The organism is Azospirillum fermentarium, from assembly GCF_025961205.1.
In the GTDB taxonomy this organism is placed as follows: Bacteria; Pseudomonadota; Alphaproteobacteria; order Azospirillales; family Azospirillaceae; genus Azospirillum; species Azospirillum fermentarium.
Genome location: NZ_JAOQNH010000001.1, coordinates 2591865 through 2605857, shown reverse-complemented (window position 1 = coordinate 2605857; position 13993 = coordinate 2591865). Strand labels below are relative to the sequence as shown.

Here is a 13993-nt window from a genome sequence, read left to right as displayed (position 1 = left end):
GAAACGCGGATCATGTCCTGTCGGCGCGCTGGCACGGCGGAAGGCGGGGAGGGGGTGGACGGTGCCGACCGTTCCATTTCATCCACTTACGCCATCGGCCAGTTGGCGGCGGAATTCGGGCTGACGCTGCGCACCATCCGCCATTACGAGGAGGAGGGGCTGCTGGCCCCGTCCCGCGACGGGCAGACGCGCGTGTACACCCACCGCGACCGGGCGCGGCTCGCGTTGATTTGCCGCGGCAAGCGTCTGGGCTTCAGCCTCGCGGAGATCAAGGACTTCCTCAACCTCTATGAACTGGGCGACGGGCAGGTGGAGCAGATGCGCTACACCCAATCCATCGCCCGCCGCCGAATCGACGCGCTGGAGCGCCAGCTTGCCGACGTGCAGCAAACGCTGGCCGAACTGCGCGATCTGGACACCGCCATCGACCGTCACCTGAACCGCTGCGGTGCTGCCGCCGTGGCCGCATGGGAGGAAAAAAACCAATGAAACCCGTCGTCATCGCGGGCTACGCCCGTTCGCCCTTCGCCTTCGCCACCAAGGGGGAGCTTGCCAAGGTCCGCCCCGACGATCTGCTGGCCGCCGTGGTCGCCGATCTGGTGAAGCGCACGGGTGTCAACGCCGATGATATCGAGGATCTGATCGTCGGCTGCGCCTTCCCCGAAGGCGAGCAGGGTATGAACGTCGCCCGCACCGTGTCGTTCCTGGCCAAGCTGCCGCTGACCGTTGCGGCCACCACGGTCAACCGCTATTGCGGGTCGTCGATGCAGTCGATCCACATGGCCGCCGGCGCCATCCAGATGGGAGCGGGTGAGGTGTTCGTGTGCGCCGGCATCGAATCCATGAGCCGCGTGCCGATGATGGGCTACAACCCGATCCTGCATCCGGGCCTGTCGCAGACCTACCCCGATGCTTACTGCTCCATGGGCGTGACGGCGGAAAACGTCGCCAAGCGTTATGAGATCTCCCGCGCCGAGCAGGAGGAACTGGCAGCCGCGTCCCACGCCAAGGCCGCCGCGGCCCAGGCCGCCGGGCGCCTGTCGGACGAGATCGTCGCCATCGCCGGCCCCGGCGGCACGGTGGAGCGTGACGGCTGCATCCGCCCCGGCACCACCGCGGAAACGCTGGCCGGGCTGAAGCCCGCCTTCCAGGTTGACGGGTCGGTGACCGCCGGCACCTCCTCCCCCCTGACCGACGGTGCGTCGGCGGTGCTGGTGGCGTCGGAGGAATACGCCCGCGCCCATGGCCTGCCGATCCTGGCCCGCATCCGGTCGATCGCGGTTGCCGGCTGTGCGCCGGAGGTGATGGGCCTGGGCCCCGTGCCCGCCACCCGCAAGGCGCTGGCCCGCGCCGGGCTGGCCATCGAGGACATCGACATCGTGGAACTGAACGAGGCGTTCGCCGCCCAGGCGCTGGCCTGTGCCCGCGATCTGAAGATCCCCCTGGACCGCATCAACCTGGACGGCGGCGCCATCGCGCTGGGCCACCCGCTGGGCGCCACCGGTGCCCGCATCACCGGCAAGGCCGCCCAGCTCCTGAAGCGCGAAGGCAAGAAGTTCGCACTGGCCAGCCAGTGCATCGGCGGCGGCCAGGGGATCGCCACCATTCTGGAAGCGGTCTGATCCCGCGCTGGTTCCAAGGGAGGAAAACGCCATGGACTCCAAACGCGCGGAGATCAAGCGCGCCGCCGTCATCGGCGCCGGGGTGATGGGCAGCGGCATCGCCGCCCATTTCGCCAACGCCGGCATTCCCGTCGTGCTGCTGGACATCGTTGCGAAGAACAGCGAGGACCGCAGCGCCATCGCCAAGGGGGCGGTCGAGCGGATGCTCAAGACCGAACCCGCGGCCTTCATGCACAAGCGCAACGCCCGGCTGGTGACCACCGGCAATCTGGAGGACGATATCGGCCTGCTGGCCGACGTGGACTGGATCGTCGAGGCGATCATCGAGGACAAGGCGCTCAAGGCCGACCTCTACACGCGGATCGACGCGGTGCGCAAGCCGGGGTCGGTGGTGTCGTCCAACACCTCCACCATCCCGCTGCACATCCTGACCGAGGGGCAGTCCGACGCCTTCCGCCGCGACTTCCTGATCACCCACTTCTTCAACCCGCCGCGCTACATGCGCCTGCTGGAGCTGGTCACCAGCCCGGAGACCCGCACGGACGCCGCCGAACTCATCGCCGACGTCTGCGACCGGCAGCTGGGCAAGGGCGTGGTGCGCTGCAAGGATACCCCCGGCTTCATCGCCAACCGCATCGGCGTGTTCTGGATCCAGGCGGCCATCAACGCCGCGGTCGAACATGGCGTGTCGGTGGAAGAGGCCGACGCCATCGGCGGGCGCCCCATGGGCATCCCCAAGACCGGCATCTTCGGCCTGATGGATCTGGTGGGTCTGGACCTGATGCCGCACATCGCGCGGTCCATGCTGGCGACCCTGCCGGCCAACGACCCGTACCGCGCGGAATCGCGTGAGCACCCGGTCATCACCAAGCTGATCGCCGACGGCTACACCGGACGCAAGGGCAAGGGCGGTTTCTACCGCGTCAACAAGGCCGGCGGCGGCAAGGTCAAGGAAGCCGTCGATCTGACGACCGGCGCCTTCCGCCCCGCCGAACGCCCGAAGCCGGAGGCGGTATCGGCGGCGGGCAAGGATCTGCGGGCCCTGGCCGAACACGACAGCCCCGGCGGCCGTTTCGCCCGCTCGGTGCTGGTGAAGACGCTGGCCTACGCCGCCTCGCTGGTGCCGGACATCGCCGACGGCATCACCGCGGTCGATGAAGGCATGAAGCTGGGCTACAACTGGCGCCAGGGTCCGTTCGAACTGATCGACCGCATCGGCACCGCGGCCTTCGCCGACCTGTGCCGCGGCATGGGCGTGCCGGTCCCGGCGCTGGTGGAAACGGCGGCGGGCCGTCCGTTCTACCGCGTCGAAGGCGGCAAACTCCAGGCGCTGTCGGTGGCCGGGGAGTATGAGACGGTTGTCCGCCCTGACGGCGTGCTGCTGCTGAGCGACATCAAGCGCGCGTCCAAGCCGGTGTGGAAGAACGGTTCGGCATCCCTGTGGGACATCGGCGACGGCGTGCTGTGCGTCGAGTTCACCTCCAAGATGAACGCCATCGACGGCGACATCATGGCCGCCTATCAGAAGGCCATGAAGCTGATCGGCACCGGCAAGGGGGATTGGAAGGCGCTGGTCATCCACAACGAGGCGGACAATTTCTCGGTCGGCGCCAACCTCGGCCTCGCCATGTTCGTCGTCAACATCGGCCTGTGGCCGGCGATCGACGAGATGGTGGAAACGGGTCAGGCCACGTACCGCGCGCTGAAATACGCGCCGTTCCCGGTGGTTGCCGCCCCGTCGGGCATGGCGCTGGGCGGCGGGTGCGAGATCCTGCTGCATTCCGACCACGTCCAGGCCCACGCCGAGACCTACATGGGTCTGGTGGAGGTGGGGGTGGGGCTGATCCCCGCCTGGGGTGGGTGCACCGAGCTTCTGGCCCGGTCGGCGGCCAATCGCAAGAACCCGCGCGGGCCGATGCCGGCACTGGCCCCGGTGTTCGAGACCATCAGCACCGCCAAGGTCGCCAAGTCCGCCGCCGAGGCCAAGGACATGCTGTATCTGCGCGGCAGCGACGGCATCACCATGAACCGCGACCGGCTGCTGGCCGACGCCAAGGCCAAGGCGCTGGAACTGGCGGCCAACTACACCCCGCCGGAAAAGCCCAGCTATACCCTGGCCGGGCCGGGGGGCAAGGCGGCGCTGGACATGTTCGTCCACGGCTTCCGCCTGCAGGGCAAGGCCACGCCCCACGATGCGGTGGTCTGCGACCATCTGGCCCGCGTGCTGACCGGTGCCGACGCCGACTTTACCGAACCGGTGGGCGAGGACCGTCTGCTGGAGCTGGAACGCGAAGCCTTCATGGCGCTGGTGCGCGAACCGGGCACCATCGACCGGATCGAGCATATGCTCACCACCGGCAAGCCGCTGCGGAACTGAGTTGAGGGAGGACTGAAGGATGCCGATCTACAAGGCTCCGCTGGAGGACGTGCGTTTCGTCCTCGACACCATCGTGGGCAAGGACTCCCTGTCGGCTCTGCCGGGCTACGAGGACGCCACCCCCGACCTGATCGACCAGGTGCTGACCGAGGGCGCCAAGCTGTGCGAGGAGGTGCTGTTCCCCCTCAACCAGTCCGGCGACGCCGAGGGCTGCCATTACGAAAACGGCGTGGTCCGCACGCCCAAGGGCTTCAAGGAAGCCTACAACCAATACGCCGAGGGCGGGTGGATCGGGCTGTCGTGCGAGCCGGCGTATGGCGGGCAGGGGCTGCCCAAGCTGGTCAACACGCTGCTGGAGGAGTTCGTCTGCTCCGCCAACCTCAGCTTCGGCATGTACCCCGGCCTGTCGCTGGGGGCGTACAACGCCCTGTCGCTGTACGGGTCGGACGAGTTGAAGGCCCGTTTCCTGCCCAAGCTGGTGGAGGGCACCTGGTCGGGCACCATGTGCCTGACCGAACCGCACTCCGGCACCGATCTGGGCATCATCCGCACCAAGGCGGTGCCGGCGGACGACGGCAGCCACCGCATCACCGGCACGAAGATCTTCATCTCCGCCGGCGAGCACGACCTGACCGAGAACATCCTGCATCTGGTGCTGGCCCGTCTGCCCGACGCGCCCGCCGGCACCAAGGGCATCAGCCTGTTCCTGGTGCCCAAGTTCCTGCCCAACGACGACGGCACGCCGGGCAAGCGCAACGGTGTCGCCTGCGGCTCCATCGAGCACAAGATGGGCATCAAGGCGTCCAGCACCTGCGTCATGAACTTCGATGACGCCACCGGCTGGCTGGTGGGCGAGGCGCACAAGGGCATGCGCGCCATGTTCGTGATGATGAACGCCGCCCGTCTGGCGGTGGGGATCCAGGGGCTGGGGCTGGGCGAGGTGGCGTACCAGAACGCCGTCGCCTACGCCAAGGAACGGCTCCAGGGCCGCTCGCTGAAGGGGACGAAGTTCCCCGACAAGCCGGCGGACCCCATCATCGTCCACCCCGACGTACGCCGCAACCTGCTGACCGGCAAGGCGTACATCGAAGGTTCCCGCGCGCTGGCGGCCTTGGTCGGTTACCAGCTCGACGTGGCCGAGAAGCACGCCGATCCCAAGGTCCGCGCCGAGGCCGACGAGTTCGTCCAGTTGATGACGCCCATCGTCAAGGCGCTGATGACCGACATCGGATTCGACGTGGCGAACATCGCGGTGCAGGTCCACGGCGGCCACGGCTTCATCTGGGAAACCGGGGTGGAGCAGTACGTCCGCGATGCCCGCATCACCCAGATCTACGAGGGCACCAACGGCATCCAGGCCCTGGATCTGGTGGGCCGCAAGATGGGCCAGGACATGGGCCGTCTGCTGCGCCGGTTCTTCCACCCGGTGCAGGCCGAACTGACCGCGGCCCTGGATGATGATTCGCTGGCCGAACTGGCCGGGCCGCTGGCCAAGGCGTTCGGAAAGTTGCAACAGGCCACGGCACTGATCGCGCAAAAGGGTCTGAAAGACCCGGAGGAAGCCGGGGCGGCGGCCACCGACTACCTTCGGCTGTTCGGTCTGGTGGCTTTGGGCTGGATGTGGCTGCGCATGGCCAAGGCCGCGTCGGAAAAATTGGCGGCGGGCGAAGGGGACGTTACCTTCCTCAACGCCAAGCTCAAGACGGCGGCGTTCTTCACCGCCAAGCTGCTGCCGCAGACGAACACCCTGTTCCTGACCATCATGTCCGGCGCTAAGCCATTGATGGATATGGAGGTTGAGGCGTTCTAAAGGTTTCGGCACAACTTTGATGTACCCATGAAGAAACGGTCCCCGGCTCTTGCCGCGGGGCCGTTTCTCTTGAACGAATCGACGTATGTCCTATATGGCAAAAGCATGGCGGAGATAGGACAGGTGACCAGGGGCGAAATCGGGTTGAGGGCTGACACCGGATCGTGATATGTCTCAGATCGGAATACACAAGATATAATGTCTATTCTGCATTTAGTCTTAGTCATATGCTGCGTACGCGAAGCAAAATCAGGTCAGCCGCCGGTTGAGCAGCCGCTTCAGTACAAGCATACGGGGGAATGAGCGATGAAGATCCTGATCGGTGACGACCACGTCCTGTTCCGTGAGGGTCTGCGGAGACTCCTTGAGCAACTCAAGGAAGGCAGCGAATTCCTCGAAGCCAGCAGCTTCGACGAGTTGCTGGTCATGTGCGACGGGGATGCCACGTTCGATCTGGTGCTGACCGACCTGCGGATGCCGGGGTGGCCGGGGTTCTCGGGGATTCAGATGCTGCGGGAAAAGCAGCCGGGCGCCAAGGTGGTGGTGGTCTCGGCGTCGGAGGCGCACTCCGACGTGCGCGATGCGCTGGAACACGGGGCCGCCGGCTATATTCCGAAATCGAGCAGCGTGAAGATCATGCTGAGCGCGCTGGACCTCATCTTCTCCGGCGGTGTCTATGTGCCGCCCACGGTGCTGCGTGAACCGGGCGAGGTTGCCGAGCCGCGCCCCGCGGTGCCGCCCGCCGACCCGGCCCTGGAGCAGCTTCTGACCCAGCGCCAGCGCGAGGTGCTGGAACGCCTGCGTGAAGGCAAGTCGAACAAGCAGATTGCCCACGAACTGGGCCTGTCCGAAGGCACGGTGAAGATCCACATGACGGCGATCTTCAAGTCGCTGGGCGTGCGCAACCGCACCCAGGCGGCCATGGCCTTCCCCCAGTCCACATCGGCGTAAAAGGCCGCTCACAAACAGAAAAAAGCGCGCCGGAGTCGGCGCGCTTTTCGTTTGTGGCCGGTGCCTCTCCTACCGCACGCCAGCCACGAAGGTGCGCATGCTGTCCACCTCCAGTTCGGCGTCGTCCAGGCGTGCCTTCACCGCGTCGCCGATGCTGACCATGCCCACCAGCGCGCCGCCGTCCATCACCGGCAGGTGACGGATGTGCCGTTCGGTCATCACCGCCATCACTTCGGACATGGTGTCGGACGGGGCGCAGGTCACCACCGGGTGGGTCATCACGTCCCCCGTCCGGCGGTCGAGCGCTGCCGGGCCTTCGGTGGCGATCAGGCGCACGATGTCGCGTTCCGACACGACGCCGGCCGGGTGGCCCAGATCATCCACCACCAGAACGGTCCCGATGCGGTGCCGTGACAGCACCTCGGCCACGGCGGCGATGCTGTGGGTGGGGTGGACCGTCACCACGTCGCGGCCCTTGCGCTTCAAAACGGCGGACACATGCATGGGCAAAAACCCTCCCGGAATTTTACACTTTCAATCAGGTTTCCACGGGGCCGGTTCCATGCAAAGGGCGCAAAAGGAGAGGGCCGGCCCCTCTTTCGAGGGGGCCGGCCCTTTCCGAACGGCGAAGCCGTCAGAGCATTAGAACTTGTAGCCGATGCCCACGCCGACCAGCCACGGATCCAGCGTGACCTTGGACTTCAGCGGGATGCCCAGGCTGGTGTTGGCGGTCAGGTCGGTCTTCAGGAAGATCTTCTTGACGTCGAAGTTCAGGAGGATCTTGTCGGTCAGGAACACGTCGGTGCCGGCCTGCAGAGCCCAGCCGAAGCGGTTCTTGTAGTCGGTGCTGGTCACCACGCCGCCGGCGGCGTCTTCGCGGTAGAACAGGGTCCAGTTGATGCCGGCGCCGACGTACGGGCTGACGCGCGAGGTGGGCAGGAAGTGGTACTGCGCGGTCAGGGTCGGGGGCAGCAGCGACACCTTGCCGACGTTGACGTGGCCCAGCGCGGTGTCAGCGTTGACGGTGTGGCGCGAGGTGCCGGCGATCAGCTCAAGCGCGATGTTGTTGGTGATGAAGTAGGACAGGTCCACTTCGGGGATGTAGGCGTTGTCAACCGACGCGGTGCCCAGCTTGGCGCCGGTGGCGGCGATGTTCACATCGGCCTTTTCCTGCGGCATCACGGCCAGGGCGCGGGCGCGGACGATGATGTCGCCGGCCTGCTTGCCCTTGAATTCCTGGGCGGAAGCGGTGGAGGCAAAGGCGGCGATGGCGGTGGTCGCCAGCAGGGCGGCGGCGGCGCGCTTCAGGACGGTCATGTGTATGCTCCCGAGGGATCAGGATTGGTTGCTGTTATTCCCCTTCTCTTAGCAGGTGTTTTTCCCCGGCACCAGACTGACACCGGGGGAGCACAGCAAAACCGTCATACTGCGGCTGCAAAGCCACAGTGGCGTCTTGTCGCAGATACTGACGCTGGGGCAGGGGGTCAGGGAGCCTGTGGCGGGCGGGTGACACCCGGCTGGGGCGGGATGGCGGCCAGGCAGTTGCGCACGATGGCGTAGCACTGGTCCAGGTTGCCGCCCCCGCCATACACGAGCCGTTCCACCCGTCCGTTGTGCAGGGTGAAGGTGGCGTCGCAATCATAGGTACGGACGTCCTGGCCATAGAGCGGCGCCCCCATTCCCCATCCCCACCCCGGCCCCCAATAGCCGGTTCCGACGGACAGGTCGGGGGTGCTGACCAGCCGCTGGCTGCGGTAGGTGAAGAAGTCGCGGGTGTCCACGCTGGTCTGACGGTCGGGAACCCCGGCGCACGACAGCAACGTCTGTTTCGGCATCCCGACCAGCAGGTTGCGGGCGGCGGCGGCGCTGTCGGCCTGCGGGTTGGCGCAAGCCCCCAGCGCCAGCAGGGCCGCGGCGGCCAGGGCAGGACGAAGGAAGGGGCGGACCATGACGAATCTCCCCAATGAAAGTCAGTCTTAGTATTTAGGAACGCAAGCGGGCCGGTGAAAGATCCCCCGGCGTCACACCCAGCGCCGCCACGTCGGCGGGCAGGATGCCGCCGGTCACCAGCGCCGCCACGCAGCGCCCCATGGCCGGGGCGGTCTGGATGCCATAGCCGCCCTGACCCGCCAGCCAGAAGAACCCCTCGGCCTGATCGTCGAACCCGGCCACCGGCACCTTGTCGGCGACGAAGCTGCGCAGGCCGGCCCAGGAATGGGCGATCCGGCGCACGGTCAGGCGGGTGGCCCGTTCCACCCGGTCCACGGCGACGGCGATGTCCATCTCGTCGGGCTGCACGTCGCACGGCTCCATGGGGGTCTCGTCGGCAGGGGACAGCATGACGCGCCCGGCGTCGGGCTTGGCGTAGAAGGTGTCGGCCACGTCGATCACCATGGGCCAGCCGTTCACCCCTTGGGACACCGCGGGGGAATCGGTCACCGGGTCCACCAGCACGGCGGTGCGCCGCTTGGGCACCAGACCGATGGGGGCGATGCCGGCCAGCCCCGCCACCACGTCGCACCACGCCCCGGCGGCGTTCACCAGCACCGGGGCGGCGAAGCGCCCGGCGGGGCTGTCCACCCGCCACAGCCCATCGGCGCGGGCGATGGCGGTGACCTCGGCATCGGTGACCAGCCGCCCGCCCCGCGCCTTCAGCCCCCGCAGATATCCCTGCAGCAGCCCGTGGACGTCGATGTCCATGGCGTCCGGCTCGTCCACGGCACCGGCCACGTAATCGGCGCGCAGGACGGGCGCGCGGGTCAGGGCGCCCGCCGCGTCCAGCCGGCGGATGGCGGGGGTGAAGCGCCGCCCCTCGTCCAGCGCCTGCCGCAGTTCCGCCTCCTGATCCGTGCGCCCGACCAGCAGCACGCCGCGGGGAGTGAGCAGGGGCGCGTCGGCAAAGCCGGCGGGCGGGCGGGTGTAGAAATCCCAGCTCGCCACCGTCAGCGCCCGCACCGTGGGCGGACCGTAGGTTTGTGTGTAGAGGGCGGCGGAGCGGCCGGTGGTGTGATAGCCGGGCTGCGCCTCACGCTCCAGCACCACCACGCGATGGGTGGCCGCCAGTTCGTACGCCGCCGAGGCGCCGGCCATGCCGCCGCCCACCACCAGCACATCCACCCGTTCCATCACGCACCTCTCATGTTCCGTATGGGGCAGGCAGAGTGCAGCCCCCTGGCACCGGGCACAAGGGGCGCATACTCTGCCGGCTGTTTTTCCTTCAACCGCCGGACCCGACGCCGCCATGCCGCCCCGCAAGCCCCGCACCACCGTTGCCGTGACACCCGCCGCCATCGCCGATTTGTCGCTGGAGGCCGCTTGCGGCCCCGGCGCCGTCGTCTGCGGCATCGACGAGGTGGGGCGCGGCCCGTTGGCCGGTCCCGTCACCGCCGCCGCCGTGGTCCTGCCCGCCGTCTTGCCCGACGGCCTGGCCCTGGCCATCCGCGACAGCAAGGCGCTGTCGGAGGCCGCGCGCGACCGGCTGGCCCCGGAGATCCGCCGCCACGCCCTGGCCTATGCCATCGCCGAGGCCAGCGTGGAGGAGATCGACGATCTCAACATCCTGCGTGCCACCCTGGTCGCCATGCGCCGCGCCTTCGACGGTCTGGCCCTGGCCGGCGTGGTGCCGACACACGCGCTGGTTGATGGCAAGATCCTGCCCGACCTGCCCTGTCCGGGCACCGCGGTGGTGAAGGGGGATTCACGCAGCTTGTCCATAGCCGCGGCCTCGATCATCGCCAAAGTGGACCGAGATTCTGTCATGCGGCAATTGCATAACCAATTTCCGGGTTACGGGTGGGATCGCAACGCCGGTTATCCCACCGCGTCGCACCGCGAGGCACTCAAGCGGTTGGGGGCTACCCCCCATCACCGCACAAGCTTTAGTCCGGTGCGGGAGGTTCTGGGGCTAACCACCTGACTCTCCTGACTCTTTCCACAAGGCTACGAATAAAACCATTGACGCCGACTCGGGCGGGATTCATTGTCGGGGGGTGATTCGCGCTGCAAAAACAGGTGGGGGCTATGGTGGATGTGAACCAGATTCGGGTTGGGGACTGCGTGGAGATGATGAACTCCATGGAACCTGAGTCGGTCGATATGATCTTTGCCGACCCCCCCTACAACCTCCAGCTTGGCGGGGAGTTGCTGCGCCCGAACCACACCCGAGTCGACGGCGTGGACGACGATTGGGACAAGTTCCACGACTTTGAGGAATACGACCGATTCACGCAGGAGTGGCTGTCGGCGGCCCGCCGTCTGCTGAAGCCCCACGGCACGCTGTGGGTCATCGGCAGCTACCACAACATCTTCCGCGTCGGCGCCACCATCCAGAATCTCGGGATGTGGATTCTGAACGACATCGTGTGGCGCAAGACCAACCCCATGCCCAATTTCCGCGGCACCCGGTTCGCCAACGCCCATGAAACGCTGATCTGGTGCTCCCGCGACAAGGACGCCCGTTACCGTTTCAATTACGACGCCATGAAGAACCTGAACGAGGATCTTCAGATGCGCTCGGACTGGCTGCTGCCCATCTGTTCCGGCCCGGAACGGCTGCGCGACGAGCAGGGCCGCAAGACCCACCCGACGCAGAAGCCGGAATCGCTGCTGTACCGGGTGATCATGTCGTCCACCCGCCGCGGCGACGTGGTGCTGGACCCGTTCTTCGGCAGCGGCACCACCGGGGCCGTCGCCAAGCGTCTGGGCCGCAAGTGGATCGGGCTGGAACGTGACGAGACCTATGCCCGCGCCGCCCAGGCCCGCATCGATCAGGTGCAGGAGATGGACGACGCCGAGGTGATCGACACCCCGGCCAGCAAGCGCCAGGCCCCGCGCGTGCCGTTCGGCACCGTGGTGGAACGCGGCCTGCTGAACCCCGGCACGCTGCTGATGGACCACCGCCGCCGCGTGGCCGCCCGCGTGCGTGCCGACGGCACCCTGTCGGGGGAAAACCATCTGGGCCGCCATGCCGGGTCGATCCACAAGGTGGGCGCGTCCATGACCGGGCTGCCGGCCTGCAACGGCTGGACCTTCTGGCATTTCGAGAAGGGCGGCGAGCTTCTGCCCATCGACGTGCTGCGCGAACAGATCCGGTCGGAGAAGATGTGAGGGGGGCACCTGACTTCCCCGGTATGCGGTTCTGGCAGGGTTGCGCCGCTTGGCAGGGTGGGGACGGGCGTGTTAACGGGTAATCCATGACCACGCTCCACGCTCCCGCGTCCCTCCCGTTCGAAGCCGGCGCCATGCCGTCCACGCCCACGCGCGTGGTGGTACGGGATCTGGTGCTGATGGCGGGCATCGGGATCTATGACCACGAACAGGGGCGCCAGCAGCGCATCCGCGTGGGGCTGGAGCTGGAAACCGATCCGCAGGCCCCGGCGGTCACCGCGGCGGACGCCATCGCCGCACTGCACGCCGTTCTGGCATCCGGCCATATCATGCTGCTGGAAACCCTGGCCGAGCGCACCGCCGCCGGCTGTCTGGCCGACCCGCGGGTCCGGTGGGTGCGGGTGCGGGTGGAAAAGCTGGACATCTTCCCCGACGCCATTGCCGGCGTGGAGTTCGAGCGCCGGCGGGGATAAGGGCGCCGGCCCGCCGGGGGGCTGAAAGCCGGGCCCCGTCCCGTTCCGTGGACGGCATGGATCTGTGCCGCGTTCAGGCTTGGCATCCTTTGCCTGCGAACGCATACTGCGCCCCCACACGGAACAAAGAAGACCCCCCACGATGGACGTAACCCCGTTCTCCCGAACGCTCCGCCGTGCGGCGGGGCTGGCCGGCGGCGCCGCCGCCCTGTTGCTGCCCGCCCTGGCCTGGGCGTCGGAAGCCGAGCCGCTGCTGGACGGGCGGCTGATGGGGCCGCTGTGGGTGGTGCCGTTCGTGGGAATGCTGCTCTCCATCGCCGTCATGCCGCTGGCCGCTCCCAGCCTCTGGCACCACCATTTCGGGAAGATCGCCGCCGGATGGGCGCTGGCCTTTCTGGTGCCCTTCGCCGTCACCTTCGGCCCCGCGCTGGCGGTGTACGAGGTGCTGCACGTGGCGCTGCTGGAATACATCCCCTTCATCGTCCTGCTGACGGCCCTGTTCACCGTCGCCGGGGGGGTGAGGCTGAAGGGGGCGCTGGTGGGCACGCCCGTGGCCAACACCGCCGGTCTGGCGCTGGGTACGGCGCTGGCCAGCGTGATGGGCACCACCGGGGCGGCCATGCTGCTGATCCGCCCGCTGCTGCGCGCCAACGCCCACCGGCGGTACAAGGTCCATACGGTGGTCTTCTTCATCTTCCTGGTCGCCAACATCGGCGGGTCGCTGACGCCGCTGGGCGACCCGCCGCTGTTCCTGGGCTTCCTGAAGGGGGTCGGCTTCTTCTGGCCCGCCGAGCACCTGCTGAAACCGATGCTGCTGGTGTCGGGGATGCTGCTGGCGGCCTATCTGGTGATGGATCTGGTGCTCTATGCCCGTGACGAGCCGCCGCCGGCCAGAACCGACGGGGTTGCCGAACCCATCGGCATCGAGGGCGGCGTCAACCTGCTGCTGCTGGGGGCGGTGGTGGGGGCGGTGCTGCTGAGCGGCGTGTGGCATCCCGGCGTGGCCCTGCCGGTGTTCGGGGTGGCGGTGCCGCTGGAAAGCCTGGTCAGCCAGGGCCTGCTGATCGCCATCACCGCCGCGTCGCTGCGCCTGACCAGTGCCCGGAGCCGGGCGCTCAACGGTTTTTCCTGGGGGCCGATGGTGGAGGTGGCGAAGCTGTTCGCCGCCATCTTCCTGACCATCATTCCCGCCATCGCCATTCTGAAGGCCGGCACCGACGGGGCGCTGGGGGCGGTGATCGCCGCGGTGAACCACGACGGGCAGCCGGTGCCCGCCGCCTATTTCTGGGCTGCCGGCATCCTGTCCAGCTTCCTCGACAACGCACCCACCTATCTGATCTTCTTCAACACCGCCGGGGGCGATGCGGCGCACCTGATGGGCGAGCTTGCGGTGACGCTGACGGCCATTTCCGCCGGGGCGGTGTTCATGGGCGCCAACACCTACATCGGCAACGCCCCCAACTTCATGGTCAAGGCCATCGCCGAGGAGCGCGGGGTCGCCATGCCCAGCTTCTTCGGTTACATGCTGTGGTCGTGCGCCCTGCTGGTGCCGTCGTTCGCCGTGGTGACGCTGGTGTTCTTTATCTGACAGAACAAGAATTCGAGTGTGTGCAAAACGGCCCCGTTTGGGGCCGTTTTGTTTTTGTGGATTTCG

13 protein-coding genes are annotated in these 13993 nt (G+C 67.5%); 9 read left to right on the top strand and 4 right to left on the bottom strand.

Annotated features, from left to right (window positions below; translation table 11 throughout):
* The first annotated feature begins 12 nt into the window (after positions 1-12).
* From M2352_RS12250 to M2352_RS12230, 5 genes are all read left to right on the top strand, one after another.
* On the top strand, positions 13-489 hold the full coding sequence (locus M2352_RS12250; RefSeq protein WP_264664763.1) for a MerR family transcriptional regulator: 477 nt from the start codon (positions 13-15) through the stop codon (positions 487-489).
* A complete protein-coding gene (locus tag M2352_RS12245) occupies positions 486-1622 on the top strand; it encodes a thiolase family protein (RefSeq protein WP_264664762.1) in 1137 nt (378 codons plus the stop codon). Before M2352_RS12250 ends, M2352_RS12245 begins: the two co-directional genes overlap by 4 nt.
* A 31-nt stretch (positions 1623-1653) precedes the next feature.
* Positions 1654-3999, top strand: a complete 2346-nt coding sequence (locus tag M2352_RS12240) for a 3-hydroxyacyl-CoA dehydrogenase/enoyl-CoA hydratase family protein (RefSeq protein ID WP_264664761.1) — start codon at positions 1654-1656, stop codon at positions 3997-3999.
* 19 nt (positions 4000-4018) lie between these two features.
* A complete protein-coding gene (locus M2352_RS12235; RefSeq protein ID WP_264664760.1) occupies positions 4019-5809 on the top strand; it encodes an acyl-CoA dehydrogenase C-terminal domain-containing protein in 1791 nt (596 codons plus the stop codon).
* A 306-nt stretch (positions 5810-6115) separates the two neighbouring features.
* Positions 6116-6760, top strand: a complete 645-nt coding sequence (locus tag M2352_RS12230; RefSeq protein ID WP_264664759.1) for a response regulator — start codon at positions 6116-6118, stop codon at positions 6758-6760.
* Between the two features lie 69 nt (positions 6761-6829).
* On the opposite strand, the gene M2352_RS12225 is transcribed toward M2352_RS12230, so the two are convergent.
* The 4 genes from M2352_RS12225 to M2352_RS12210 all read right to left on the bottom strand — a co-directional run bounded on the left by M2352_RS12225 (position 6830) and on the right by M2352_RS12210 (position 9886).
* A complete protein-coding gene (locus M2352_RS12225) occupies positions 6830-7264 on the bottom strand; it encodes a CBS domain-containing protein (protein ID WP_264664758.1) in 435 nt (144 codons plus the stop codon).
* Between the two features lie 138 nt (positions 7265-7402).
* A complete protein-coding gene (locus M2352_RS12220) occupies positions 7403-8077 on the bottom strand; it encodes an OmpW/AlkL family protein (protein ID WP_264664757.1) in 675 nt (224 codons plus the stop codon).
* A 167-nt stretch (positions 8078-8244) separates the two neighbouring features.
* Positions 8245-8709, bottom strand: coding sequence for a hypothetical protein (locus M2352_RS12215; protein ID WP_264664756.1), 465 nt, complete (start codon positions 8707-8709; stop codon positions 8245-8247).
* Between the two features lie 34 nt (positions 8710-8743).
* Complete coding sequence (locus tag M2352_RS12210) at positions 8744-9886, bottom strand: NAD(P)/FAD-dependent oxidoreductase (RefSeq protein WP_264664755.1); 1143 nt, start codon at positions 9884-9886, stop codon at positions 8744-8746.
* A gap of 163 nt (positions 9887-10049) precedes the next feature.
* Here M2352_RS12210 and M2352_RS12205 point away from each other — a divergent pair, with 163 nt between their 5' ends.
* The 4 genes from M2352_RS12205 to M2352_RS12190 all read left to right on the top strand — a co-directional run bounded on the left by M2352_RS12205 (position 10050) and on the right by M2352_RS12190 (position 13927).
* Positions 10050-10676 carry a ribonuclease HII gene (locus M2352_RS12205; RefSeq protein WP_264665351.1) on the top strand — a complete coding sequence of 209 codons (627 nt, stop codon included), beginning with the start codon at positions 10050-10052 and terminating at the stop codon, positions 10674-10676.
* A 149-nt stretch (positions 10677-10825) separates the two neighbouring features.
* Positions 10826-11866, top strand: coding sequence for a site-specific DNA-methyltransferase (locus M2352_RS12200; protein WP_406567269.1), 1041 nt, complete (start codon positions 10826-10828; stop codon positions 11864-11866).
* Between the two features lie 86 nt (positions 11867-11952).
* On the top strand, positions 11953-12339 hold the full coding sequence (locus M2352_RS12195; RefSeq protein WP_319802033.1) for a dihydroneopterin aldolase: 387 nt from the start codon (positions 11953-11955) through the stop codon (positions 12337-12339).
* A 142-nt stretch (positions 12340-12481) separates the two neighbouring features.
* Complete coding sequence (locus tag M2352_RS12190; protein ID WP_264664753.1) at positions 12482-13927, top strand: sodium:proton antiporter; 1446 nt, start codon at positions 12482-12484, stop codon at positions 13925-13927.
* The last annotated feature ends 66 nt before the right edge of the window (positions 13928-13993 follow it).